Origin of the sequence: Micromonospora gifhornensis (assembly GCF_016863515.1) — a bacterium.
GTDB classification, from domain to species: Bacteria; Actinomycetota; Actinomycetes; order Mycobacteriales; family Micromonosporaceae; genus Micromonospora; species Micromonospora gifhornensis.
The window spans coordinates 61,339-84,126 of record NZ_BOPA01000034.1; the positions used below are offsets into that span (position 1 = coordinate 61,339).

A 22,788-nucleotide genomic window follows, 5' to 3' on the forward strand; every position below is an offset into this window, starting at 1 on the left:
ACGCTGCTCACACGCCGTGGGCGAACAACGCCAGGCGTACCCGGTTCGGGCTGCCGGTCTTGGTCATCAGGCTGGTGATGTGCGTCTTGACGGTGGTGACGCCGATGTGGAGCCGCTCGGCGATCTCCGCGTTGGACAGCCCTTCGGCGACCAACCTCAGCACCTCCTGCTCGCGGGCAGAGAGCCCACCGACCGGCTCCGGTGACGCGGCGCGGGCGTGCACCGCCCGGTGCACCAGCCGGCGCAGCACCTCCTGGCTGAACGGACTGTCCCCGGCCGCGGCCCGACGGATGCCGTCGAGCAGGTCGGTGGGGGGTGCGTCCTTGAGCAGGAAACCGCAGGCACCGGCGGTCAACGCCGGATAAAGGTGGTCGTCGTCGCCGAAGGTGGTCAACACCAGCACCCGGGTGGCGGGCCGGTCGGCGAGGATGCGGCTGGTCGCGGTGATCCCGTCCACGCCCGGCATCCGCAGATCCATCACCACCACGTCCGGGCGCAGCCGGGTGGCCAGGGAGATCGCCTCGCGGCCGTTGTCGGCCTCGCCGACCACCTCGATGTCCGGCGTGGACTCACAGAGCATCCGCAGGCCGGCGCGGATGAGATGCTGGTCGTCGACGAGCAGGACCCGGATCATGACACCTCTTCCGACGCGGCGGGCAGGACGGTCCGCACCCGCCAGCCCGTACCCTCGACCGGTCCGGCCGCCAACCGGCCGCCGAGCACCTCGACCCGCTCCCGCATCCCCGGGATGCCGTGGCCGCCGCCGGCCGGCACCGGAGCCGGGACCGGGCCACGCCCGTCGTCCACCACCTCCCAGTGGACGGCCCCGTCACGCATCCGTACGGTCAGCCGGGCCACGGCCGACGGGCCGGCGTGCCGGGCCACGTTGGTCAGCGCCTCCTGGGTCAGGCGCAGCACCGCCAGGCCCCGCACCGCGTCGATCGCGCCGATCGCCGGGTCGATGTCGGCCTCCACGGTGATCCCCGCCTGCCGAGCCCGGTCCACCGCCGCACTCAGAGCAGCGGGCAGCGCCGACGGCTCGATCGCGGTCAGCGCCGCGTCGCCGCGTACCGCATCGGGGTCGCGCAGCACCGCGACCAGCCGGCGCAGGTCGGCCAGGGCCGCAGTGCCGGTGGCATGCACGTCACCGAAGACCGCGTCCACCCGCGGATCCAGGTCGGTGATGACGTGCCGGGCCACGCCGACCCGCAGCACCATCGACGCCACGTGATGCGCGACCACGTCGTGCAGTTCGCGGGCGATGGCGCTGCGCTCGTCGGCGCGGGCGGCCCGGGCCTCCGACTCCCGGCGGCGCTGCTCCTCCGCCGCCCGCTGCTGCGCCTGCGCGGTCAACTCACGGGTCGTGCGCACCACCAGGCCGAGCAGCAGCGGAACGCCGACCTCCAGCAGCAGCCCGACCACGCCGGAGAGGAAACGGGGCAGCGGCTCGCCGATCGAGTTGGTCAGGGCGACCGCCGCCACCCCCGTCGCGGCCAACCAGACGGTGCGGGTGCTCGTGGCGCGCATGGTCAGTTCGAGCAACGCCCAACTGGCCCCGACCTGGTTGATCGTGACGTCGTCGAGCAGTGGGATCGCCACGGCCAGCAGCGCGGTCTGCACCACCAGATTGACCAGGGGCCGGCGGTGCAACACCAGACCGAGAGAGAACGCGATCACCGCGAGGACCCACTGGGTGATCCCCGGTCGGTCGCCACCCAGCGGACCGAAGATCAGGTAGCCGAGGCCCGCGAGGTCGAGCAGGAGCATCCGCGCGAAGCTGTCCCGCGCGTCGAACAGCCGTCCCACCCACCCCACGGGGGTCACCCTAGCCCTCCGCGCCGGCCGGGCGTGGCGTCCACCTGCCCCGAATGATCAGGTACGCGGCCAGGCCGAGCGGCCCGAGCAGGATCGTCAACAGCAGCACCGGTGCCATCACCAGCGACGGCACCCCACGCTCCCGACTGTCCAGCCACGCCCACCGACCGACGAACAGATCGAACACGATCATGTGAGCCCAGCCCGCCGCCGCGCCGTCCGCCTCACCCAGCAGGTCGCGTACCCCATCCAGGGACGGCGACGCCACCGCCGGCAGCACCTCACCGAGCGCGGGCAGCACCAGCACCGCGTAGATCACCAGGCCGGGAAGCACGATCCACGGTGAGGCGATGATCCGAGCGGTCACCGACCACTTCGGTGCCAGGATCATCAACGCCCAGAACGGCGCGGCCACCGCGAACGTCAGCGTGAACAGCACCTCGGTCATGTCTGCGCCCCTTCCTCCCGGACGCCGTCCCGGCGCCCGCCGCACCTGATGCTGCGCCCGCTCACGCCGCCAACGCCACTTCGGGTTTGCGACCACGAGCCACCACCAGGCCGGCGGCCGCCACGGTGGCGACGAGCAGTGCCGCCGCGACGCCCAGGGTCAGCGCGTCGGGCCGCAGCAGCGGCTGCCCGCGCAACGCCTGCCAGGTCAACAGCAGCGTCAACCCGCCGTACGCGCCACCCGCGACGACCAGCAGCCGCGCTCGTGTCCGCCCGTTGAGACGGCCACCGCCGAACCGGCCGAGCAGCACCGCCACGATCGGCAACACCTGCATCGCGTGCAGCCCCACGAAGTGGCCGATCCGCAGGTCCCCGCCGGTGCTGCTCCAACCGACCAGCGGCAGGCCAGGCCCACCGTCGACCACCCCCACGCTGTGCGCCCCGGCGATCCCCTCGGCGGCCGAACCGTCACCGGCCATCACCATCGGGGTCGCCACCAGCATGCCGAGCAGCGCCAACCCCAACCCCAGCCCGATCGCGTACCGGCCGGCCCGGTCGGCGATCGGTTGCCGCAGCACCACCACCGCGAGGACGAGGTGCGCCACGGACAGCACCATGATCGCCACACCCATCAGCATCCACAGCATCGCGTTCAACGGGCTGCTCACGTTGTAGTGGCTGGTCGTACCCCGCAACACCTGACCGACGATGATGGCCATCTCCACCACCCCCAGCGCCACGATGAGGGTGGCCGTCCACTCCGCGACCCTGCTGCGTCGGCGCAGCAGGGAGAGCAGCCAGGCCAGCGTCACGCCGTACAGCACGAAGGACACCGCGAACTTCAACGGCTTGAGCCAGATCGGCACACCGGTCAGGACCCGCCCGTCGACGACGACGCCGACGACGGAGACGACGGCGAGACCCGCCATCGCCCAGACGAATATCAACAGTGGACGGTGCCAGGACGTTCCCTGGCGTCGATAGGTAGCAGTCATGCTGTCGATGCTGTTCGGCGGCGTGCTCCAGCGCGCCCGACCACAGGCCCCAACCGCGACCGCAGGTCTGGCCGCCCCTCCTACCCGGGTAGGAGGTGGCTCTCCGCCGTATCGCCGAAACGGCGTGGTGCGCAGCGGCGGGACACCGCCATGCCGGCGAAACGGAGTCGATCACCGCGAGGATGCGCGTCGGCTCAGGGGGAGCCGGACGCGATTCAGCGATACGGATAGTGTGGGCGTCGATGTCCGACGTCGCGCAGTCGCGTTATCCGCCTCGGCGGGCGGCGGGCCGAGGGCCCGGTTGGTACCGGGGTGACCTGCACGTGCACTCGCTGCTGTCGCAGGGTGCCGACCTGACTCCCGCTCACCTTGCCGCCGCAGCCCGTACGCTCGGGCTCGACTTCATCGCCACCACCGAGCACAACACGGCCGCCGGGCATGCCGAGTGGGGGCCGTACGCCGATGACGACCTGCTGGTGATCCTGGGTCAGGAGGTCACCACCCGCACCGGCCACTGGCTCGCCCTGGGCCTCGCCCCCGAGCAGGCGATCGAGTGGCGGTACGGCGTCCGGGACGAGGTGATCGGCCAACACCTGGATCAGGTACGCCGCAGCGGTGGACTGTGTGTGGCGGCGCACCCGCACGCGCCGTATCTCTCGGGAACGCTGATGTACCCGTACGACTGGTTCGACGCGGTGGAGGTGTGGAACGGGCGCTGGGCATCGGACCTGCCGTGGAACGCCGACAACGAGGCGGCCCTGGCCGAATGGGGACGCAGCCTGGCCAGCGATATCCGTCAAGGACAGTGGCTACCGGTCGTGGGCAACAGCGACGCCCACCTCGCCGGTCAGCTCGGTACGCCGCACACAGTGGTCCATGCCGAGGAGTTGAGCTGCGATGCGGTGCTGGCCGGTGTCCGCGCGGGTCGAAGCTGGATCGCCGAGTCGGCCGCCGTCACCCTCGACGTCACCGCGACCGCCGCGAACCGGTCAGGGGGAGTGGGCGAGCACCTGGTCACCGACGGCGAGCCCATCGCGGTACGGGTGCAGGTCTGTGGTGTGCCGTCCGGCACGATCACCCTGCACACCGAGCATGGCGTCGTGCACCGCCATTCGCTGCCCGACGACGGCACGGGTGTCACGCAGTGGCGGACGAGCGCGGACGAAACGTCTTTCGTCCGCGTCGAGGTACGCCATCCCGACCGGCAGATGGCCGCCCTCAGCAACCCCATCATCCTGAGCTGAGGAACCCGCGTCGCCGTATCGCCGAAACGGCGGGGTACGCCCCAGCCGGAAGCCGCCACTACGGCGAAACGGAGTCGATCATTGTCACCCGGACTATCGGCCTGGCGTGGTCACGTGTGCGGCTGGGCTAAGCGCTCGAAGTAGCGGTACCAGAGCTGTCGACTATCGGCGTCTGGTGTCGTGCCGGGCGGGAACCAGGTGAGGCCGAGTACGGGATCCCAGGCCGCGATCAGGGTGTCGAGGCCGGCAATGAGCGCCGCCGGCCACAACGCCGACGCGGCCAGTTCGGTGAACGCCAGCCGGGCCTCCGCCAACTGGATGTCGCGGTCCCGGCCGGTATACCCGAAGTCCCACAGGATCTGATAGCCGTCCAACAGTGACTGTTCCGCCTGGCTCGCCTGTGCGTCTGCCAGGTAGTTGTCCGCGACCTCGCCGCCAACCTCCTTGCCGCCGGAAACACCCCACCGGGCCGGACGGCTCACGTAGACGCCACCCTTGCTGCCGGCGAACTTGCGCATGCTCAGCGAGGCGGCAAGCTGTTCGGCGACCTCATCCGGCGAGGAGTCCGCGTTGATGAAGATCTGCTCCTGGACCGACACGGCGTCACCGTGGCCCGTCGGGCAGAGTGAGGATCCGATCCTCGCCGAGGATGATCTGGACGCGATCCGGTAGCGGAGTGCCGTGCTGCCGGTGATGTCCAACCGCTCGGGCGTACCCTCTGCGCGCCTCATCTTCGGTGAGACCCACCGCCCGACCATCTATCACCACGTCGCCGCCACCTTCTTGTTCCAGCTGTTTGCCGGCAGTCAGGATGTTACGTCGGACGGCTTCACTGCTGGCCTGATTGAGGCTCTTGAGCTCGGTCACCACACCCGGGTCATCAGGACCGGCACGGGTCATCGCATCAGGGTTCTTCTGGAACTCGATGTCGTCGATGCGCTCCCGCGGATGCACCATGATGCCCTCGGCGCCGAGCCGGTCGGCGACGTGCCGCTCCTTGGCGGCGAACAGGCCGTGAGGATCCTGTGTGCCTGGACGGAAATCGTCTCCGAGCGCACCCCGATGCTTGCCTGGGTCGAAATCGGGAGGCCTCGGCTCGCTGTCGGGCTGGCGTTGTCCGCGCGGGCTCTCCTCCGGCGATCGTCGGCCTCCAGGTGGCGCGTTGCGGAGTCGGGCGAGGGCTTGTTTGAGCTGGTCGATGAGGGTGCCGAGGCGGCGGATGGTGGGAATGAGGTGGCGGAGGCTGTTGAGTAGTCCGCGCAGCAGTCGGGCTATGCGGGCAGCCCATGCGGCGACCAGCGTGGTGACCTGTTCGACGACCAGGGGAGTGGCCAGGCCGGCGGTGGCGATGAGTTCGGTGGCGTACACGATGAGGCGGGAGACGCAGGTGGCGATGGCGTCGCGGACCAGCAGTCGGACGGCGGCGACCAGGCCGGCGGTGCCTTCGGTGATGGCGGCCATCGCGTCGGCGCCCTGGGCGAGGCCGGTGAGGGCCCGGCGTTGTTCGGTGGACCAGGCACGGTAGGCGCGGGCGGCCTCGCCCTGCCAGGCCGCGATGTCGGTGGTGACGTCGCGGGCCAGCGTGGCGGCCTCGTCGCGCAGCGACGATGCCACGTTGCGCCAGGTCTGGGCGTGTGCGGTGATCTGGGCCGGGTCACCGGCGAGCCAGTCGAGGGCTTCGCTGAGAGGTTTGACGTGTTCGACGAGCCAGGCGATGCCGTACTGGAGCAGCGCGCCGACCGGGTCGGAGACGAACGCGAGGGCGTCCAGGCCGGCGCTGACCACGCCGAGGGTGCCGTCGATCCAACTGCCGGTGGTGACACCCTGGTGGATCAGTTCGATGTCCTCGAGGATCCAGACCCCCGCCCAGGCGCTCGGCCCGGTGTGCACCGGGGCGGCGACGAGCGGGTTGCCGGTCACCTGGCGTTCCGTACCCGATCGAGGCTGTGCTGGGCACGAGTGTCGGTGGCCCGGTAGTTCTCGGCGCTGGTGCGTAACCGGCCGGCGGTGTCGCGGACCGAGGTGGCGGCGGTGCCGATGCCGTCGACCAGGATTCGTTGCAGGCCGTCGAGCAGCGTGGGCATGATCGCGCAGAGTTGACCGTACGCGTCGGCGCTGAGCCGGACGTGCTGCCCGGCCTGTCGGGCGGTGTCGAGGGTGTCGGCGTGCCGGTCGAGGCGTGCGGCATGGGTCACCAGGTCGTCGGGGTCGACCTGGATGTGCTCACCGGTCGGCATCCGGTGCGTCCTGCCCGGTCAGGCGGCGGCGGTAGGAGTGCAGCAGCGCCGGCCCGGCCGGGTCGTCGTCGCCCAGGGTCTCGGTGGTCGCCGTGGTGATGCGGCGCAGCAGGTCGGCCTGCGCGGCTCGGGTGGTGGCCAGCACCTGCCGCGCGGTGCGTGCCGCGGACTGCTGGCGGATCCGTTCGTCCAGACGCAGGTCGACCAGTTGGCCTGCCGAGTCGACGGTGACCTCGACGCTGCGGTCGGCGTTGTGGGCGGTGCCGGTGAGGGTGCTGACGCGTGCCGACAGGGCCCGCGCCCGCTGCACCCGGTCGGCTATCGACGCCTCCCACTCGTCGAGCCGGCGTTGCGTCGCGTCCAGCGCGGCCTCGTCCGCCCACATGCGAACCTCCCGGGACATCGCCGGTCGCCAGAGGCGAGGTCGCCGTCACGTTATCAACCGGTCGCGCTGGGTGCTGCCCCGCGCACGGCCCACCCCAGCTGCTCGCCCGGTGGGCCTGGGTGGGGTGGGCCAGAGGTCCTGTCGAGGCGGGTCGGGCAGCACTGACCTGCCCGACCGTCCCCGGCATAGCGTGGATTCGCAAGACTTACAGAGGAGGTCGTGATGCGGGCCTGGCAGGTGGAAGACGTGATGACCAGGGACGTCGCCACGGTGGTGGAGCAGACGCCGTACCGGCAGATCGTCGATCTGCTTGCCGAGCGGCGGGTCAGCGCCGTGCCGGTGGTGGACGATTTCGGGCACGTGCTGGGCGTCGTGTCCGAGGCGGACCTGCTGCACAAGGTGGAGTGGATGGGTGAGCCGCACGAGCGGCGGGTCTTCGAGAGCGCCCGGCAGCGCAGGTCGCGCCGCAAGGGTGAGGCGGACAACGCCCGGGAGCTGATGACGACCCCGGCGGTGACCACGTCCCCGCACACCTCCCTGGTCGCCGCGGCCAAGCTGATGGACCGTGAGCAGGTCAAACGCCTGCCGGTGGTGGACGACCTGGGTCGGGTCGTCGGCATCGTGACCCGTTCCGACCTGTTGCGGGTGCACCTGCGCCCGGACGCGGACATCCGCCACGACGTGGTGCAGGAGGTGCTGCGGCGGGTGCTGGCGGTACGCGAGGGCGCCGTCCGGGTCGAGGTACGCGACGGCGTGGTGACCATGACCGGTCGGCTGGACCGGCGCTCCGCGGTCGACATCGCGGGACGGCTCGCCGCCCGGGTGAGCGGCGTCGTCGAGGTGGTCAACGAGTTGGCCTTCGACTTCGACGACACCGACCTGCCCCGTTACGCGTCGTTCCCGGTGCAGCCGACCCGCCTGTAGAGCCGGTGGCGCACGCGGCCGGGCCCGGCCGGGAGACCCCCGTATCCCGACCGGGCCCGGCCCTTTCTAGGCCGACGCCGGGTGTCCGACCTGGTCGGTGAGGAACTGCCCCCAGGCGCGGGTGCCTCTCGTCGCGCCGGGCAGGCTCAGGTTCGCCCCCTGCCGGTAGGCGCGACCTGCGCTGCGGGGCATCCGTACCGGCATCAGCAGCCGACGTCGGCCGGTGGCCCGCAGGTAGCTGCGGATCAGCTCGCCCAGCGCGTACACCTGCGGGCCGGCCAGGTCGGGCACCAGGCCGGCCGGCGCGGCCAGGGCCAGCGCGGCGAGCCGGGCGGCGACCTCCCGGCCGTCCACCGGTTCCAGCCGCACCCCGCCGGGTGCCGGGATCACCGGCAGTGCGGACATCTTGCGGACCAGGGTGAGGGTCAGCTCGTGGAACTGGGCGGCGCGCAGCGTCGTCCACGGCACGCCGGAGTCGGAGACAGCCTGCTCGGCGGCGAGTTTCGTCCGCAGCCAGGCCAGCGGCACCCGGTCGGCTCCGATCACCGAGACGAACACCAGATGGCGTACGTCGGCCTGCCGCGCGGCCCGCGCCAGGGTGCGCGCCAGCCGGTCGTCGCCCTTCTGGCCGCCGGCCAGGTGCAGCACGATCTGCACGTCGCGGACCGCCGCGTCGACGCCCTCCCCGGTGGCCAGGTCTCCGGTGACGTGGGTGACGCCGGGGGAGGGCTGCCCGCCGTGACGGCTGAGGACCCGAACCCGGTGGCCGGCCTCGTGCAGCAGTGGGACGACCAGACGGCCGAGGGTGCCGGTGCCGCCGGTGACGAGAATCGGTGGATGCACGACGTTCTCCCTGCGCCAGGACCGGGCAGTGCGCTCGCGGTCGATTACCGTTCGTTGCTTCACCGGCTCGACCCCGCCCCACCGGTCGACGTGACCGCCGGGTGAGCTGGATCACCCAGCGGTCACGTCGGGGCGCGCGGTGGGGTCGAAGCGTTAGGAAGGGCCCCTTCCTAACGCCTGCGGTAGAGGAAGGGCCCCTTGTTAACGACCAGTCGGTCCAGCCGAAAGGAACGACATGGACGGGCGCACCGGGCTGGCCGAGCGGTTCGAGGAGCATCGGCCGCACCTGCACGCGGTGGCCTACCGGATGCTGGGCTCGCTCGGCGAGGCCGACGACGCGGTGCAGGAGACCTGGCTGCGGCTGTCCCGTACCGACGTTGGCGGGGTGGACAACCTCGCCGCCTGGCTGACCACGGTGGTCGCCCGGGTCAGCCTGAACACGCTGCGCGGCCGTCGGCGTCGTCGCGAGGAGCCACTGGACGTGCGGGTACCCGACCCGGTGGTCGCACCGGCCGGCCCGGACGATCCCGAGTACGCCGCCGTGCTCGCCGACTCGGTGGGGCTGGCGTTGCTGGTGGTCCTGGACACCCTCACTCCGGCGGAACGGCTCGCCTTCGTGCTGCACGACATGTTCGCCGTACCGTTCGACGAGATCGCGCCGATGATCGACCGGTCACCGACGGCGGCCCGGCAACTGGCCAGCCGGGCCCGCCGACGGGTACGCGGCCAGGTCCCCCGACCGGACGCCGATCTGGCCCGGCAGCGGCAGGTGGTCGACGCCTTCCTCGCCGCCGCCCGCCACGGTGACCTCGACGCGCTGGTGGGAGTCCTGCATCCGGACGTGGTGCTGCGTTCCGACGGTGGCGTGGCCCGTACCCGGCACACCACCGTGCTCACCGGGGCCCGGGACGTCGCCGCCCAGGCCGTCACCTTCGGCCGGTTCTCCCCGTTCGCCCGGCCCGCCGTGATCAACGGCAGCGCCGGTGTGGTGGTCACCGCAGCCGGGCGGCCGTTGTCGGTGATGGCCTTCACCATCTCGGCCGAACTGATCGCCCAGATCGACGTGATCGTCGACCCGGATCGCCTGGCCCGACTGGATCTCACCTCGTTCACCGACTGACGACCGCACCGGACAGCAGGGTGGCCGGCGTCGCAGCCCGCCACCGAGACCGTCCGGTCGTGATCGGTTGAGCGGGGCGAGTCGATGCGGTGGGTGTGGTCTCGGGTCAGGCGCCGAAGCCGGCCAGTCGGAAGGCCACGAAGCCGACCAGAGCCAGGGGGAGTACGGTGGCCAGCGCGAGCAGTCGCGCCCGGGTGCCGCGAGCGACGACGACCACGACCAGGACGCCCAGCGTGGTCTTGATCAGAACGTTCCAGAGCGGGTCGATGCCGTAGTTCGGGTGGTTGATCCGGCTGGCGTCGATCAGGGCCTCGGCGAACAGGACCGCGCCGGGCAGGGCGATGCCGACCGGTTGTCGCCATCCTCGCTCGTGCGCCCAGACACCGCCGATGCCGAAGACCACTCCGGCGAGGACCCCGAAGCTCATCCAGAGCAGCGAGGTGGGTGCCCACAGCACCGACCAGTCGTCGCCCTGGATGACCGCCGCCGCGGCGTAGTAGCCGGGGACCGCGACGACGAGCGCGACGGCGGCGCCGATGGCCGCGCGTACCCAGCCGGTCCGGACCCAGAAGCCGAAGGCGAACGCGGCGACCGCCCAGACCGCACTGGAGTTGCCCAGGTCGGCGAAGGGGAAGGGGACGAACTTGATCCAGACGAAGTCGAGGATGCCGAGCAGCAGCCCGCCGAGTACGGCGGTGAGCGCGATGCTGCGGCGGTCGGGGTGGTGTCGCATGAGATCGGAGCATACTCGGTATGCATCGATGGGCCCGAGGCTGCCCTGTCGCTGGGGGCACCATCGCGCCGAAAGACGCCAGGGACGAGGGCGTCAGCGCACCGAGGCGTACGCCAGGGGCATGGTGACATCGTCCCAGGCGCCGGTCAGCGTGGCAGCGCCCACGCCGGCCGGTGGGCCGCCGGCGGCCGCGTCGGGACGGCGGAGAAGGGTCAACTCCACCGTGTCGGTGACGATCACGGTCAGGGTGCCGTCCACCACCCGGCGTACCGCGCCGACGGTCGGCACATCGATGCCGCCCGAGTCGCTGGTGATCTCCATGTTCGGCGCGCGCACCTCACGGTGGCCGTCGACCTCGAAGTACTCCTCGGCCTGCCCGGTGCCGGCGAGGACGGCGTCGGCCAGCGCGGCGGCGTACACCGGATCGGCGCAGGCGTCGTAGACCCAGCGGGTGCCCAGCACCGAGTGCTCCGTGGTGCCGATCAGCCAGGCGTCGGCGGACGGCAGCGGCGCACCACGGTAGGTGAGCGGCACCTGGTGCACCGGGCCGGCCCCGGCGCGTACCAGCAGGGTCTCGATGCCGACCTCGCCGGCCGGGTCGTCGAACCGGTACGCGGCCACCCGCACCACCTCGGCTGCGGCGTCCCCCTGGTACCAGCCACGGCTGGGCAGCCAGGCGGTCAACAGTTCGAGCTTGGTGGGGCGGATCTCCGCCCGGTGCAGTAACGCCATGCGCGGCATCGTATGCCCGCTCGGTGTCCGGCGCGGTCCCGGTGGACGTGTGCGCAGGGCGGCAGCGGGTATGGCAGCCCTCTCACCTGACGGGCGGCCGCCGACGCGTACCGAAGGAGCGTGACAGTGACGGATCTCGGTGCAAAGGTCTCCTACCTCGCCCTCGGCACCGGTGTCCCGGTCTACGCCCCCGACGGCGCGTTCGTCGGGGTCGTCGAGCATGTCGTCGCCGACGAGCCGCAGGACATCTTCCACGGCGTGATCATCGAACCGTCCCGGGATCACCATGCCCACCGCTTCGCCTACCGCGAGCAGATCGGTGAACTCCACGAGCGGGGTGTGGTGCTGTCGGTGCCGGCCGGGCAGTTGCACGAGCCGGGTACGGACATGCCGGCCGAGCAGGTGGAGGAGTCCGACGACCCGGTGCGGCTGGGCCTGCGTCGGGCCTGGGAATGGCTGATCCGACCGCAGTGACCTGGTTCAGGCCAGGTGCGGGTCGTGCAGCGTCTGCTCCCAGATCGACGACATCTCCTCGAACGCGTGCTCCATGATCTGCACCATGGCGCGGCGGGCGCTGTCGCCGTCGTGTCGTTGGATCCCCTGGGCGACCTCGGCGTGCAGTTGCAGGGCCTGCTCGTGCGGGTAGTGCGGCATCAGGTGGTAGTGATGCCGGCCGATGAGCACCTCGGCGACCAGGTCCTGCAGCTTGACGAACATCTCGTTGCCGGAGGCGCGCAGCACCCGCTGATGGAACTCGATGTCCAGGCGCAGGAAACGCTCCTCGTCGCCGGCCTTGCCGGCGGCCCACATCTTTGCGGCGAGCCCCACCAGCTCGCTCGCGTCGTCGTGGTCGACGCGCTGGGCGGCCAGCCACGCGGCGTGCGGCTCGATGGCGGTACGCAGCTCGGTGATCGAGCGGATCTGGGCGATGCGTCCGGCCGAGGCCAGCCGCCAGCGGATCACCTGGGGATCGAAGACGTTCCAATGATCGGCTGAGCGGATCATGACGCCGACCCGGCGGCGCGTCTCGATGAACCCCATCGACGCGAGCACCCGCAGCACCTCTCGGATCACCGAGCGGGACACCGCGTAGCGGTCGACCAGTTCATCGATGTTGAGCACGGCGCCGGCCGCCAGCTCACCGCCGCAGATGGCGGTGCCGAGGTGGTCGAGGACGCGTCCGTGCAGCCCGGCCTCGGCAGGGGCGGCCTGTGCGGGTGCAACCCCCGGTGAGGGCACAATCACGTCACGGATCATATCAGTACGAGGTACCCCTTGTATAAGTCTGCTTTTTCGGCCTAGCATCCGGACGTTAAGCGGATGTAAAAACCCGTTGTCGTGCCCGTCCCCCCGGGGTCGCGACCAACACAGAAGGAGAGACGGACGTGGGACGTCGGTCAAAAATCGGGATATCTCTGGCGATGGTGTCCGCCTTGACGTTGTCCGCCTGCGGTGGCGGTGACGACAGCGGTTCCTCCGACACCGTGCGGGTCACCCTGGTCAACCATGTCTGGACCGAGAACATCCGGAAGGCGTTGCCGGAGTTCGAGCGGGAGACCGGCATCAAGGTCGAGGTCACCCAGCTCGGTGAGGACCAGCTGTCGGACCAGTACAACGTCAAGCTGAACGCCGGCTCCAGCGACATCGACGTGATGATGTACCGCCCGCTGCAGGAAGGCCGGCTGTTCGCCAAGAACAAGTACCTCGCCGACCTCACCGACAAGGCCAAGGGCAGCAGCGACTTCGACCTCGCCGACATCCAGGCGGCGCCGCTGAGCACCACCACCTACGAGGACAAGGTGGTCGGCGTGCCGATCATCACCGAGCAGCAGGTGCTCTACTACCGCAAGGACCTGCTGGAGAAGTCCGGCTTCAGCGCCCCGCCGCAGACCCTGGACGAGCTCAAGGCCCAGGCCGCGAAGATCCAGGCGGACAACCCGGGTGTGGCCGGCTTCGTCTCGCGTACCGGCAAGGCCGCCGCGGTCACCCAGTTCTCCAGCTTCCTGTTCAGCTTCGGCGGCGACTTCGTCGACGAGGCGGGCAAGTCCGCGGTCAGCTCCGACGCCGCCAAGCAGGCGTACGCGTACTACGGCGGTCTGCTGCGTGAGCACGGCCCGGCCAACATCAGCACCGACATGAGCTGGTCGGAGGCGATGGCGATCTTCACCCAGGGCCAGGCCGCCTTCTACACCGAGGCGAACTCGCTCTACAAGAACGCCACCGACCCGGCCAAGTCGAAGGTCTCCGACACCGTCGGGTTCGCGCCGTTCCCGGCCGGCCCGGCCGGCTCGAAGCCGTACAACGTCCCCTCCTGGGCGCTGGCCGTCAACGAGGCCTCGAAGAACCAGGACAACTCCTGGAAGTTCATCGAGTGGGCGGCCGGTAAGGCGCAGACCCTGGAGCAGCAGAAGTCCGGCGTGCCGGGCGCCCGCACCTCCGTGTGGGAGAACCCCGAGGGCATCGCCACCTACCCGAAGGACATGGCCGACGCGATCACCGTGAGCCTGGCCAACGGTGTCGGTCACGACCGGCCCGTGGTCGAGCGGGTCGCGCAGGCCCGCGAGATCGTCGGTCAGCCGATCGTCGACGCCATCACCGGTAAGGACGCCGCCGCCTCCGCCGAGGCCGCCAACCAGGCCTTCCAGAAGTTCCTGGACGACGAGGCCCGCTAAGTCCGGGCACGGGGGTGGTGGGGCGCACAGCCCCGCCACCCCCGTCCGGCCTCCCCATCACGGAGATCTGATGCCAGCTGTAACCGCACCCAGCCGGACGCCACGCAGCGCCGGAGTCATGCCTGACACGCCCGGCTGGGCGCGTTGGGCCAACGACCATCGCAAGTGGCTCTTCGCGGCCCCGGCCATGGCCTTCGTCGCCGCGCTGATCATCTTCCCGCTGGGCTGGACCATCTACCTCAGCTTCACCGACTCCTCGGGGTCGGTTCGGGCCGAGTCGGAGTTCATCGGCCTGCGCAACTACCTGGACGTGCTCACCGACACCGACCGGTTCTGGCCCGCCGTGGGCCGGACCGCCGCGTTCACCGGTGCCGCGCTGTTCTTCGAGGTAGTCCTCGGCATGGCGATCGCCCTGCTGCTGTGGCGTCCGTTCAAGGGCGAGAAGTGGGTCCGGGTCGCGATCCTGCTGCCGCTGGTCGCCACCCCGGTGGCCGTCGGCATGATGTGGCGGCTCATCTTCGACCCCAACATCGGTATGGCCAACCAGATCCTCAGCTGGGTCGGCATCGGCCCGCAGCCGTGGCTGGCCGGGCAGAACAGCGCGCTGCCCACCACGATCTTCATCGACATCTGGCAGTGGACCCCGATGGTGGTGCTGATCCTGCTGGCCGGTCTGACCTCGCTCTCCGACGAGCCGCAGGAAGCGGCGATGATCGACGGCGCGAGCACCTGGCAGCGCTTCCGGCACGTCACCCTGCCGCTGCTGATGCCCACCGTGATCGTCGCGGTGCTGCTGCGCGGCATCGACGCGCTGAAGACCTTCGACATCCTCTACGCGACCAAGGGGCGAGGCGGCGGTTCCTTCAACGAGGTGGAGACGCTCAACGTGTACGCCTACGGCCTGAGCTTCGACTACAACGAGTACGGCCTCTCCTCGACGGTGCTGATCCTGTTCTTCCTGATCATCATCGGCGTGATGTGGCTCCTCACCTCTCGCAAGAAGAAGGAGGCCGCCCGATGAAGACGAGTCTCGGATTCCGGATCTTCCGCACGGTGGCCCTGGTCGTCGTCGTGCTGTCGCTGGTGGCGCCGCTGGTCTGGATGGTGGCCGCCTCCTTCAAGACAAACGTCGACATCTACGACACCAGCAAGGCCCTGATCTTCTCGCCCACGCTCGACAACTACGGCACCGTCCTGCAGCAGGCCAACTACCTCCAGTTCATCGGCAACAGCCTCTGGGTGGCCTTCGCGGCGACCGTGCTGTCGCTGCTGCTCGGCGTGCCGGCCGCGTACTCGATGAGCCGGTTCAACATGCGCAAGTCGGCGCTGGTGGTGCTGATGGCCCGGGTCATCCCCGGTGTCTCGCTGCTGGTGCCCTGGTACTACGTCTTCTCGAACCTGCGCATGGTCGGCGGGTTCAGCGTGCTGATCCTGAGCCACATGTTCGTCTCGCTGCCGTTGATCGTCTACATCATGATGGGCTTCTTCGACGGTCTGCCGGACGAGTTGGAGGAGGCGGCGCAGGTCGACGGTCTGACCCCGATCGGGGCGTTCCGTCGGGTCACCCTGCCGCTGTCGGTGCCGGGCATCGCGACCGCCGGCATCCTGTCCTTCATCTTCTCGTGGAACAACTTCATGTTCGCCCTGGTGCTCTCCGGCGCGGACACGAAGACCCTGCCGGTGGCGATCTTCGACTTCGTCGGCTACGCGAGCATCGACTGGGGCGGCCTGATGGCGGCGACCACAGTGGTCACCCTGCCCATCATGATCATTGCGCTGTTCGTGCAGAAGTACATCGTCTCCGGACTCACCGCAGGCGCGACGAAGGGCTGAGCACCATGACCACCATCTCCCGCGTCGAGACGTTCCTGGTCGCACCCCGCTGGCTGTTCGTCCGGGTGGAGACCACCGACGGCATCGTCGGCTGGGGCGAGGCGACCTGCGAGGGCCGCTCGGAGACCGTACGCACCGCCGTCGAGCAGCTCAGCGAACTGCTGATCGGCCAGGACGCGCTGCGCATCGAGGACCACTGGCAGGTGATGACCAAGGGCTCCTTCTACCGGGGCGGCCCGATCCTGGCCAGCGCCGTCGCCGGCCTGGACCAGGCGCTGTGGGACATCGCCGGCAAGCGGTACGGCGCCCCCGTGCACCAGCTGCTCGGCGGACCCGTCCGGGACCGGATCCGGGTCTACGGCTGGGTCGGCGGTGACGAGCCCAGCGAGGTGCGCGACCAGATCGCCGCGCGCGTGGAGGCGGGACTGACCGCCGTGAAGATGAACGCCTCCGGGCGGATGAGCCCGCTGGCCACCGTCGCCGAACTCGACGAGGTGGTCAAGCGGGTCGCCGCCGCCCGCGAGGTGCTCGGCGAGCACCGGGACGTGGCCGTGGACTTCCACGGCCGGTTCACCCTCGCCAACGCCCGCCGGGTCGCGCCGCTGCTGGAGCCGTACCGGCCGTTCTTCCTGGAGGAGCCGGTGGTGCCGGAGAACTCCCACCTCATCGGGGAGTTCGTCCGCTCCACCACCACCCCGGTCTCCACCGGGGAACGGCTCTACAACCGGCAGGAGTTCCTGCCGGTGCTGCAGGCCGGCATCGCGGTGGCCCAGCCGGACCTGTCGCACGCCGGCGGCATCACCGAGGTACGCAAGATCGCCGCGCTGGCCGAGACGTTCGACGTGCAGCTGGCCCCGCACTGCCCGCTCGGGCCGATCGCCCTGGCCGCCTGCCTGCAGGTCGGTTTCGCCACGCCGAACTACCTGATCCAGGAGCAGAGCATCGGCATCCACTACAACCTCGGTGCCGAGGTGCTCGACTACTGTGTCGACCAGCAGCCGCTGACCTTCGTCGACGGGTACGTCCAGCGCCTCACCGCACCGGGGCTGGGCATCGAGATCGACGAGCAGGCGGTACGCGCGGCGGACAAGCGGGGTCACGCCTGGCGTAGCCCGATGTTCCGACACGTCGACGGTTCGTACGCGGAGTGGTGACCATGACCGACCTGCTCACCGCCGAACTCACCGCGCAGCGGCTGCTGGCGATCATCCGAGGCACCGACACCGCCGCCGCGATCGCCACCGGCACCGCCCTGCTGGCCGAGGGAGTGTCGATCATCGAGGTGGCGCTGACCACCCCGGGCGCGCTCGACGCCATCGCGGCGATCCGGGCGGACGCGCCCGCCGGCACCCTGGTCGGTGCCGGCACGGTGCTCACCCCGGCGGCCGTGGCCGACGTGGCGGCGGCCGGCGCCCAGTTCGTGGTGACGCCGGCCGTGGTCGACTCGATCCCCGAGGCGGTCCGCCGGGGACTGCCGGTCGCCGCCGGCGCGCTCACCCCGACCGAGGCGTACACCGCCGTCCGGTGGGGTGCCAGCGTGGTCAAGCTCTTCCCGGCGTCGGTGGGCGGCACGGCGTACCTGAAGGCGGTGCGCGACCCGTTCCCGGACATCCCGTTCGTCGCCGTCGGCGGGGTGGGTCTGGCCGAGCTGCCGGGCTACCTGGCGGTCGGCGCGATCGCGGTCGGCGTCGGCGGCCCGCTGGTGGGCGACGCCGCCTCCGGCGGCGACCTCGACGCGCTGCGGGGGCGGGCTCGCGCGTACCGGGCGGCGGTCCGCGAAGCGGGGCCACGGTGACCGCATCCGACGTGGAGGTGCTCACCCTCGGCGAGGCGCTGGTGTCGCTGCGCTCGTCCGGCCCGCTGGCGCTCGGCGGTCCGCTGACCATGCACCTGGCCGGCGCGGAGACGAACGTGGCGATCGGGCTGGCCCGACTCGGCCACCGGGCCGCCTGGGTGGGTCGGGTCAGCGACGACGAACTCGGCGAGTTCGTGCTGCGCCAACTGCGGGCCGAGGGGGTGGGCACCGACGGCGTACGCCGCGACCCCGACCGGCCCGCCGGCCTGATGTTCCTGGAACGGCGCACCGCCGACCTGAGCCGGGTGCAGTACCAGCGCACCGGCTCGGCCGGCTCGGCGCTGACCTGCGACGACGTCGCCGGACCGCTCGCCGCCGGTGCCCGGGTGCTGCACCTGAGCGGCATCACCCCGGCGGTGTCCGACAGCGCCCGGGAGGCGACGGTGTTCGCGGCCCGGCAGGCGGCCGCCGCCGGCATCACCGTGTCGCTGGACGTCAACTACCGGGCCCGGCTCTGGTCCCGGGACGCCGCCCGCGCCGTGCTGACCCCACTGGCCGGGTACGCGTCGATCGTCATCGCCTCCGTCGACGAACTGGACCTGGTCGCCGAACCCGGCACCGACGAGGCCGGCGTCGTCGCCGAACTGCTGGGCCGGGGCGTGCAGACCGTGCTGGTCAAGCTCGGCGCCGACGGGGCCCGCGGGTACACCCGCGACGGCGCGCAGCACCTCGCCGCGGTGCCGGTCACCGCGGTGGACACCGTCGGCGCCGGCGACGCGTTCACCGCCGGCTACCTCTCCGGCCACCTCGACGGACTGGACCTGCGCGACCGGCTGCGGCGCGCGGTGGCGCTCGGCGCCTTCGCGGTCACCGCACACGGTGACTGGGAGGGTCTGCCCCGCCGTGACGAGCTTTCCCTGCTGACCGGCAACGCCGCCGGCACCACCCTCCGCTGACACTGCGAGAAAGGCACCCCTCGTGAAGATCGTCGCTGCCGACGTCATCGTTTCCAGCCCTGACCGCAACTTCGTCACACTGAAGATCACCACAGCGGACGGCATCACCGGCCTGGGTGACGGCACGCTCAACGGCCGGGAACTCTCCGTCGCCTCGTACCTGCGCGACCACGTGGTGCCGCTGCTCATCGGGCGTGACGCGCACCGCATCGAGGACGCCTGGCAGTTCCTCTACCGCTCGGCGTACTGGCGGCGTGGCCCGGTCACCATGGCCGCCATCGCCGCGGTGGACGTCGCGCTCTGGGACATCAAGGCCAAGGCCGCCGGCATGCCGCTCTACCAGCTGCTGGGCGGTGCGTCGCGCAACGGCATCATGGCGTACGGCCACGCCTCCGGCCGAGACGTGCCGGAGCTGTTCGACTCCATCCGTGCGCACCTGGAGCAGGGCTACCGCTCGATCCGGGTGCAGACTTCGGTGCCCGGCATCAACGCCGTGTACGGGGTGGCCGCCCAGCCCAGCACCGGCGGCAAGCGCTACGACTACGAGCCGGCCCAGCGCACCCCGCTGCCCGCCGAGGAGGACTGGGACACCCGCGCCTACCTGCGGCACCTGCCCGGGGTCTTCGAGGCGGTGCGGGCCGAGTTCGGCCCGGAGCTGCCGCTGCTGCACGACGGCCACCACCGGATGACCCCGATCCAGGCCGCCAAGCTCGGCAAGGCCCTGGAGCCGTACGACCTGTTCTGGCTGGAGGACTGCACCCCGGCGGAGAACCAGGAGGCGCTGCGGCTGGTCCGCCAGCACACCACCACGCCGCTGGCCATCGGCGAGGTGTTCAACACGGTGTGGGACTACCAGACCCTGATCCGCGAACAGCTGATCGACTACGTGCGGTCCGCGGTCACCCACACCGGCGGCATCACCGCCATGCGCAAGCTGCTCGACTTCGCCGCCCAGTACCAGATCAAGTCCGGCATCCACGGCCCGACCGACATCTCCCCGGTGGGCATGGCCGCCGCGCTGCACCTGGACCTGGCCATCCACAACTTCGGCATCCAGGAGTACATGCGCCACGGTCCGCTGACCAACGAGGTGTTCCGTCAGTCGTTCACCTTCACCGACGGTTACCTGCACCCGGGGGAGCAGCCCGGTATCGGGGTCGAGTTGGACGAGGAGGCCGCCGCCCGGTTCCCTTACCAGCCCGCGTACCTGCCGTTCAACCGGCTCAAGGACGGCACGGTCCATGACTGGTGAGCCGTCGACCCGGCACATCGTGGTGATGGGGGTCTCCGGCGCGGGCAAGACCACTGTGGCCCGGGGGATCGCCGCGCGGACCGGTTTGGCCTTCGCCGAGGCCGACGAGTTCCACTCCGAGGCCAATGTGGCGCGGATGCGGGCCGGGATACCGCTGGACGACGACGACCGCTGGCCGTGGTTGCAGGCCCTGGCCGATTGGATGACCGCCCGGCACCGGGAGGGCGTCTCCACCGTGCTGACCTGCTCGGCGCTCAAGCGCTCCTACCGGGACCTGCTGCGGCAGGGGCCGCCGGGGGTGTTCTTCGTGCACCTTCATGGCCCGACCGAGGTGATCCGGGAACGGATGTCGGTGCGTACCCACGAGTACATGCCGCCCAGCCTGCTCAACTCGCAGACCGCGACACTCGAACCACTCTGGCCGGACGAGCCGGGCATCGTCATCGACCTGCGGTCGACAAGCGAGGCGCTTGTCGACGAGGCGGTACGGCGGCTCGGCCTGCCGGTGCCCGACGAGTCGCCAGCGGCGCCGGCCGCGACCGAGGTGCCGGCCGACGCCGAGGCGGTGGCGGTGACCGAGGTGGTGGTCGACGCCGAGGTGGTGGCCGTGACCGAGGTGGTGGCGGTGACCGAGGTGGTGGTCGACGCCGAGGTGGTGGCGGTGGCCGAGGAGCGACCGGACCTGTCCGGACGCGCGTGAGAACAACGGTGGCGACCCCGGGCGGGGTCGCCACCGTTGTCACCGCTGCGGATGGCGGCGGACGAAGTCCTGGTAGGTCTCGTTGGCCAGTTCGGCCTGACGCAGTTCGGCCTGGCGGATCTCCGCGGCGGCTTGGGCGCGGGCCAGCCGTACCTCGTGTCGACGGTCCCGGAACCGGGACCAGCCGCGCACCCCGGCGTAGGCGATCCAGCCCCCGGTGGCGAGCAGGCCGGTCAACGCGAACGCGAGCAGGAACTCCATCTGTTCCTCCGTTTCCGGCGGGTCAGCTGACGTCGCGACGCGCCGCCAGCCAACTGCCGAGCCCGAACATCAGCACGGTGTATCCGAGCAGGACCGCGGCCGGCAGCACCGCACTTGACGATTCCAGCACGCCGGGGGTACCGCCGTCGAACTGTGACCGGGCACCCAGCGCGCCGGCGAGCGCGCCGGAACTCGGTGCCAGCAGCAGCTTCTGCAGCACCTCCAGCGGGCTCAGCACCAGGGCCAGTCCACTTATCGCGTTCTCCAGGACCAGGGTCCAGACCAGACCGATCGCGATCGCGGTGGCGGTGCTGCGGAAGACGATCGCGAGGAACCAGCCGACGCTGGCGTGCGCGGTGCAGATCAGCCAGGCGGCGGCCACTGCCCCGGCCAGGTCCGTGATCGGCGGCCAGTCCGCGCTGCGCCCCTCCACCATCGCCAGCACTGCGGTGACAAGCGCCAACGCGGCGAAGGTGACCACGGCGACCAGCAGGGTCAGGCCACACAGGACGACAGCATGACCGGCCAGAACCTGCTCCCGCCGGGGACGCTGCGTGAAGATCAGGTTGAACGTGCCCCAGCGGTACTCGTTGCCGACGACCAGAGCGCCGAGGATGACCACGATGGCCCCGCCGAAGAGCGGGAACAGCCCGATGCCGGTGGTGACCAGCTGGCCGGGCAGGACGGTGGCCAGCAGGGTCTCGGCCGCTTCGGCCTGCTCCGGGTCGCCGGCCAACGACAGGTGCACCAGGTACGGGATGCCGATGCCGAACGCGAGGGCGAGCAGGGTCCAGGTACCGCTGACTGTCCACACTGCGGGACGGCGACGGTCGGCGAACCAGGCGGCGCGTACCGAGGCGATCATCGGCTGGCTCCCGTCGTCACTGCTGCCTGTTCGGCCTGCTCGGGCGTGGCTGCGGCCGGCGCGGTCAGTTCCAGGAACGCCTCCTCCAGCGAGTGACGCAGCGCCCGCAGCTCGCGGACGTCGACACCGGCGGTGACGAGTCGGCGGTTGAGCGCGGCGGCCAGGGCGGGATCGGTGCTGACCCGCAACATCCCGTCGACCTGGTCCACCGCCCGGACCCGGTCGTCGGCGCGCAGGCAGGTGATCGCCGTGTCGATCGGGTCGGCGTCGATCAGCAGGACACCGGTGCCCAGCGCGCCCCGCAGCTCGTCCGGCGTACCCTCGGCGACCAGCCGACCCCGGTCGATGACCGCGATCCGGTCGCAGACCTGCTCGACCTCGGCGAGCACGTGGCTGGAGAGCAGCACCGTCTGCCCGTGCTGGCCGAGCGAGCGCAGCAGCTCCCGCATCTCCGCCACGCCGGCCGGGTCGAGGCCGTTGGTCGGCTCGTCGAGGATCAGCAGGCTCGGGTCCTTGAGCAGCGCGGCGGCCACTCCGAGCCGTTGCTTCATGCCCAGTGAGTAGGTGCGAAACGGTGAGCCGGCCCGGGCGCTCAGGCCGACCTGGTCGAGCACCCGGTCGACGGCGGCGTCGGGCACGCCCGCGTACCGGGCGGCCAGGCGCAGGTTGTCCCGCCCGGTCAGGTGCGGGTAGAAGGTGGGTGACTCGATCAGGGCCCCGATGCGTGCCAGTTGCCGTCCGGGGGGTTGCCCCAGCACGCGGATGCGTCCGGCGCTCGGGCGCACGAGCCCGACCAGCATCCGCATCGTGGTCGTCTTGCCGGCGCCGTTGGGCCCGAGAAAGCCGAGCACCTCACCCTCGTGAACCCGCAGGCTGAGCCCGTCGACCGCAGTGACCCCACCGGGATAGCGCTTGCTGACCTCATGCAGTTCGGCGGCGAAACGAGCACCCATCAACGGGACGCCGTAACCGGAAAATC

General features: G+C 70.9%; 27 protein-coding genes. 12 read left to right on the forward strand and 15 right to left on the reverse strand.

Features of this window, described 5'->3' with window-relative positions; all coding sequences use genetic code 11:
* Window positions 1-7: 7 nt before the first annotated feature.
* The 4 genes from Vgi01_RS23080 to Vgi01_RS23095 form a co-directional block, all read right to left on the reverse strand.
* Complete coding sequence (locus Vgi01_RS23080; RefSeq protein ID WP_204292338.1) at window positions 8-634, reverse strand: response regulator transcription factor; 627 nt, start codon at window positions 632-634, stop codon at window positions 8-10.
* Complete coding sequence (locus Vgi01_RS23085; RefSeq protein WP_204292339.1) at window positions 631-1,815, reverse strand: sensor histidine kinase; 1,185 nt, start codon at window positions 1,813-1,815, stop codon at window positions 631-633. The genes Vgi01_RS23080 and Vgi01_RS23085 overlap by 4 nt, the downstream gene beginning before the upstream one ends.
* Before the next feature lie 10 nt (window positions 1,816-1,825).
* The gene (locus Vgi01_RS23090) at window positions 1,826-2,263 is read right to left on the reverse strand and encodes an ABA4-like family protein (RefSeq protein WP_102658285.1); all 438 of its coding nucleotides are present in this window, start codon (window positions 2,261-2,263) and stop codon (window positions 1,826-1,828) included.
* Between the two features lie 61 nt (window positions 2,264-2,324).
* Window positions 2,325-3,257, reverse strand: coding sequence for a hypothetical protein (locus Vgi01_RS23095; protein WP_204292340.1), 933 nt, complete (start codon window positions 3,255-3,257; stop codon window positions 2,325-2,327).
* Between the two features lie 242 nt (window positions 3,258-3,499).
* On the opposite strand from Vgi01_RS23095, the gene Vgi01_RS23100 reads away from it, so the two are divergent.
* Entirely contained in the window at window positions 3,500-4,501 is a 1,002-nt protein-coding gene (locus tag Vgi01_RS23100; protein WP_204292341.1) for a CehA/McbA family metallohydrolase, read from the forward strand.
* Window positions 4,502-4,611: 110 nt separating this feature from the next.
* Here the strand turns inward: Vgi01_RS23100 and Vgi01_RS23105 are convergent, their stop codons facing one another.
* From Vgi01_RS23105 to Vgi01_RS23120, 4 genes are read right to left on the reverse strand one after another with little or no spacing between them, the layout of a single operon-like run.
* Window positions 4,612-5,100 carry a hypothetical protein gene (locus tag Vgi01_RS23105; RefSeq protein WP_102658282.1) on the reverse strand — a complete coding sequence of 163 codons (489 nt, stop codon included), beginning with the start codon at window positions 5,098-5,100 and terminating at the stop codon, window positions 4,612-4,614.
* Between the two features lie 4 nt (window positions 5,101-5,104).
* Window positions 5,105-6,421 carry a WXG100-like domain-containing protein gene (locus Vgi01_RS30820; RefSeq protein ID WP_239089118.1) on the reverse strand — a complete coding sequence of 439 codons (1,317 nt, stop codon included), beginning with the start codon at window positions 6,419-6,421 and terminating at the stop codon, window positions 5,105-5,107.
* A complete protein-coding gene (locus Vgi01_RS23115) occupies window positions 6,418-6,738 on the reverse strand; it encodes a type VII secretion target (RefSeq protein WP_102658281.1) in 321 nt (106 codons plus the stop codon). Before Vgi01_RS23115 ends, Vgi01_RS30820 begins: the two co-directional genes overlap by 4 nt.
* Window positions 6,725-7,123 carry a YbaB/EbfC family nucleoid-associated protein gene (locus tag Vgi01_RS23120; protein ID WP_204292342.1) on the reverse strand — a complete coding sequence of 133 codons (399 nt, stop codon included), beginning with the start codon at window positions 7,121-7,123 and terminating at the stop codon, window positions 6,725-6,727. The genes Vgi01_RS23115 and Vgi01_RS23120 overlap by 14 nt, the downstream gene beginning before the upstream one ends.
* Window positions 7,124-7,345: 222 nt before the next feature.
* Between Vgi01_RS23120 and Vgi01_RS23125 the strand changes: the two genes are divergently transcribed.
* Entirely contained in the window at window positions 7,346-8,047 is a 702-nt protein-coding gene (locus Vgi01_RS23125; protein ID WP_204292343.1) for a CBS domain-containing protein, read from the forward strand.
* A gap of 66 nt (window positions 8,048-8,113) precedes the next feature.
* Here the strand turns inward: Vgi01_RS23125 and Vgi01_RS23130 are convergent, their stop codons facing one another.
* Window positions 8,114-8,890 carry an SDR family oxidoreductase gene (locus Vgi01_RS23130; RefSeq protein WP_204292344.1) on the reverse strand — a complete coding sequence of 259 codons (777 nt, stop codon included), beginning with the start codon at window positions 8,888-8,890 and terminating at the stop codon, window positions 8,114-8,116.
* A 235-nt stretch (window positions 8,891-9,125) separates the two neighbouring features.
* On the opposite strand from Vgi01_RS23130, the gene sigJ reads away from it, so the two are divergent.
* Window positions 9,126-10,010 (forward strand): RNA polymerase sigma factor SigJ, encoded by an 885-nt coding sequence (gene sigJ / locus Vgi01_RS23135; RefSeq protein WP_204292345.1) that lies wholly within the window; start codon window positions 9,126-9,128, stop codon window positions 10,008-10,010.
* Between the two features lie 106 nt (window positions 10,011-10,116).
* Here the strand turns inward: sigJ and Vgi01_RS23140 are convergent, their stop codons facing one another.
* Both Vgi01_RS23140 and Vgi01_RS23145 read right to left on the reverse strand, forming a co-directional pair.
* Window positions 10,117-10,743, reverse strand: a complete 627-nt coding sequence (locus tag Vgi01_RS23140) for a DUF6518 family protein (protein WP_204292346.1) — start codon at window positions 10,741-10,743, stop codon at window positions 10,117-10,119.
* 93 nt (window positions 10,744-10,836) lie between these two features.
* Window positions 10,837-11,475: a CG0192-related protein gene (locus Vgi01_RS23145; protein ID WP_204292347.1), complete on the reverse strand. Its 639-nt coding sequence runs from the start codon at window positions 11,473-11,475 to the stop codon at window positions 10,837-10,839.
* Window positions 11,476-11,601: 126 nt separating this feature from the next.
* Between Vgi01_RS23145 and Vgi01_RS23150 the strand changes: the two genes are divergently transcribed.
* Window positions 11,602-11,949 carry a hypothetical protein gene (locus tag Vgi01_RS23150; RefSeq protein WP_204292348.1) on the forward strand — a complete coding sequence of 116 codons (348 nt, stop codon included), beginning with the start codon at window positions 11,602-11,604 and terminating at the stop codon, window positions 11,947-11,949.
* A 6-nt stretch (window positions 11,950-11,955) separates the two neighbouring features.
* Here Vgi01_RS23150 and Vgi01_RS23155 read toward each other — a convergent pair whose 3' ends face one another.
* Window positions 11,956-12,720 (reverse strand): FadR/GntR family transcriptional regulator, encoded by a 765-nt coding sequence (locus Vgi01_RS23155; protein ID WP_223165704.1) that lies wholly within the window; start codon window positions 12,718-12,720, stop codon window positions 11,956-11,958.
* A gap of 179 nt (window positions 12,721-12,899) precedes the next feature.
* Between Vgi01_RS23155 and Vgi01_RS23160 the strand changes: the two genes are divergently transcribed.
* The 8 genes from Vgi01_RS23160 (at window position 12,900) to Vgi01_RS23195 (ending at window position 20,683) form a co-directional block, all read left to right on the forward strand.
* Window positions 12,900-14,147 carry an ABC transporter substrate-binding protein gene (locus tag Vgi01_RS23160; RefSeq protein ID WP_233196827.1) on the forward strand — a complete coding sequence of 416 codons (1,248 nt, stop codon included), beginning with the start codon at window positions 12,900-12,902 and terminating at the stop codon, window positions 14,145-14,147.
* A 118-nt stretch (window positions 14,148-14,265) separates the two neighbouring features.
* Window positions 14,266-15,168: a carbohydrate ABC transporter permease gene (locus tag Vgi01_RS23165; protein WP_199180204.1), complete on the forward strand. Its 903-nt coding sequence runs from the start codon at window positions 14,266-14,268 to the stop codon at window positions 15,166-15,168.
* The gene (locus tag Vgi01_RS23170; RefSeq protein ID WP_102658273.1) at window positions 15,165-15,980 is read left to right on the forward strand and encodes a carbohydrate ABC transporter permease; all 816 of its coding nucleotides are present in this window, start codon (window positions 15,165-15,167) and stop codon (window positions 15,978-15,980) included. Before Vgi01_RS23165 ends, Vgi01_RS23170 begins: the two co-directional genes overlap by 4 nt.
* A gap of 5 nt (window positions 15,981-15,985) precedes the next feature.
* Window positions 15,986-17,134, forward strand: coding sequence for a galactonate dehydratase (gene dgoD / locus Vgi01_RS23175; RefSeq protein WP_102658272.1), 1,149 nt, complete (start codon window positions 15,986-15,988; stop codon window positions 17,132-17,134).
* Window positions 17,135-17,136: 2 nt separating this feature from the next.
* Complete coding sequence (locus Vgi01_RS23180; protein WP_239089119.1) at window positions 17,137-17,775, forward strand: bifunctional 4-hydroxy-2-oxoglutarate aldolase/2-dehydro-3-deoxy-phosphogluconate aldolase; 639 nt, start codon at window positions 17,137-17,139, stop codon at window positions 17,773-17,775.
* Window positions 17,772-18,731 carry a sugar kinase gene (locus Vgi01_RS23185; RefSeq protein WP_239089120.1) on the forward strand — a complete coding sequence of 320 codons (960 nt, stop codon included), beginning with the start codon at window positions 17,772-17,774 and terminating at the stop codon, window positions 18,729-18,731. The genes Vgi01_RS23180 and Vgi01_RS23185 overlap by 4 nt, the downstream gene beginning before the upstream one ends.
* A 22-nt stretch (window positions 18,732-18,753) precedes the next feature.
* On the forward strand, window positions 18,754-19,983 hold the full coding sequence (manD, locus tag Vgi01_RS23190; RefSeq protein ID WP_203221015.1) for a D-mannonate dehydratase ManD: 1,230 nt from the start codon (window positions 18,754-18,756) through the stop codon (window positions 19,981-19,983).
* On the forward strand, window positions 19,973-20,683 hold the full coding sequence (locus tag Vgi01_RS23195; protein ID WP_204292350.1) for a gluconokinase: 711 nt from the start codon (window positions 19,973-19,975) through the stop codon (window positions 20,681-20,683). The genes manD and Vgi01_RS23195 overlap by 11 nt, the downstream gene beginning before the upstream one ends.
* Window positions 20,684-20,722: 39 nt before the next feature.
* Here Vgi01_RS23195 and Vgi01_RS23200 read toward each other — a convergent pair whose 3' ends face one another.
* The 3 genes from Vgi01_RS23200 to Vgi01_RS23210 are packed head-to-tail and all read right to left on the reverse strand — an operon-like array spanning window position 20,723 to window position 22,762.
* Window positions 20,723-20,944 (reverse strand): hypothetical protein, encoded by a 222-nt coding sequence (locus Vgi01_RS23200; protein ID WP_204292351.1) that lies wholly within the window; start codon window positions 20,942-20,944, stop codon window positions 20,723-20,725.
* A 22-nt stretch (window positions 20,945-20,966) separates the two neighbouring features.
* Complete coding sequence (locus Vgi01_RS23205) at window positions 20,967-21,809, reverse strand: DUF2705 family protein (protein WP_204292352.1); 843 nt, start codon at window positions 21,807-21,809, stop codon at window positions 20,967-20,969.
* Window positions 21,806-22,762 (reverse strand): ABC transporter ATP-binding protein, encoded by a 957-nt coding sequence (locus Vgi01_RS23210; protein ID WP_204292353.1) that lies wholly within the window; start codon window positions 22,760-22,762, stop codon window positions 21,806-21,808. Before Vgi01_RS23210 ends, Vgi01_RS23205 begins: the two co-directional genes overlap by 4 nt.
* Between the last annotated feature and the right edge of the window lie 26 nt (window positions 22,763-22,788).

Excerpts from the sequence above, each read along its gene's own strand:
- Vgi01_RS23200 (WP_204292351.1), bottom strand. The coding sequence starts at position 20,944 with ATGGAGTTCCTGCTCGCGTTCGCGTTGACCGGCCTGCTCGCCACCGGG.
- Vgi01_RS23210 (WP_204292353.1), bottom strand. The coding sequence starts at position 22,762 with ATGGGTGCTCGTTTCGCCGCCGAACTGCATGAGGTCAGCAAGCGCTAT.
- Vgi01_RS23080 (WP_204292338.1), bottom strand. The coding sequence starts at position 634 with ATGATCCGGGTCCTGCTCGTCGACGACCAGCATCTCATCCGCGCCGGC.
- Vgi01_RS23205 (WP_204292352.1), bottom strand. The coding sequence starts at position 21,809 with ATGATCGCCTCGGTACGCGCCGCCTGGTTCGCCGACCGTCGCCGTCCC.
- Vgi01_RS23140 (WP_204292346.1), bottom strand. The coding sequence starts at position 10,743 with ATGCGACACCACCCCGACCGCCGCAGCATCGCGCTCACCGCCGTACTC.
- Vgi01_RS23095 (WP_204292340.1), bottom strand. The coding sequence starts at position 3,257 with ATGACTGCTACCTATCGACGCCAGGGAACGTCCTGGCACCGTCCACTG.
- Vgi01_RS23120 (WP_204292342.1), bottom strand. The coding sequence starts at position 7,123 with ATGTGGGCGGACGAGGCCGCGCTGGACGCGACGCAACGCCGGCTCGAC.
- dgoD (WP_102658272.1), top strand. The coding sequence starts at position 15,986 with ATGACCACCATCTCCCGCGTCGAGACGTTCCTGGTCGCACCCCGCTGG.
- Vgi01_RS23170 (WP_102658273.1), top strand. The coding sequence starts at position 15,165 with ATGAAGACGAGTCTCGGATTCCGGATCTTCCGCACGGTGGCCCTGGTC.
- Vgi01_RS23115 (WP_102658281.1), bottom strand. The coding sequence starts at position 6,738 with ATGCCGACCGGTGAGCACATCCAGGTCGACCCCGACGACCTGGTGACC.
- Vgi01_RS23145 (WP_204292347.1), bottom strand. The coding sequence starts at position 11,475 with ATGGCGTTACTGCACCGGGCGGAGATCCGCCCCACCAAGCTCGAACTG.
- Vgi01_RS23180 (WP_239089119.1), top strand. The coding sequence starts at position 17,137 with ATGACCGACCTGCTCACCGCCGAACTCACCGCGCAGCGGCTGCTGGCG.
- sigJ (WP_204292345.1), top strand. The coding sequence starts at position 9,126 with ATGGACGGGCGCACCGGGCTGGCCGAGCGGTTCGAGGAGCATCGGCCG.
- Vgi01_RS23195 (WP_204292350.1), top strand. The coding sequence starts at position 19,973 with ATGACTGGTGAGCCGTCGACCCGGCACATCGTGGTGATGGGGGTCTCC.
- Vgi01_RS23090 (WP_102658285.1), bottom strand. The coding sequence starts at position 2,263 with ATGACCGAGGTGCTGTTCACGCTGACGTTCGCGGTGGCCGCGCCGTTC.
- Vgi01_RS23165 (WP_199180204.1), top strand. The coding sequence starts at position 14,266 with ATGCCTGACACGCCCGGCTGGGCGCGTTGGGCCAACGACCATCGCAAG.
- Vgi01_RS23100 (WP_204292341.1), top strand. The coding sequence starts at position 3,500 with ATGTCCGACGTCGCGCAGTCGCGTTATCCGCCTCGGCGGGCGGCGGGC.
- Vgi01_RS23125 (WP_204292343.1), top strand. The coding sequence starts at position 7,346 with ATGCGGGCCTGGCAGGTGGAAGACGTGATGACCAGGGACGTCGCCACG.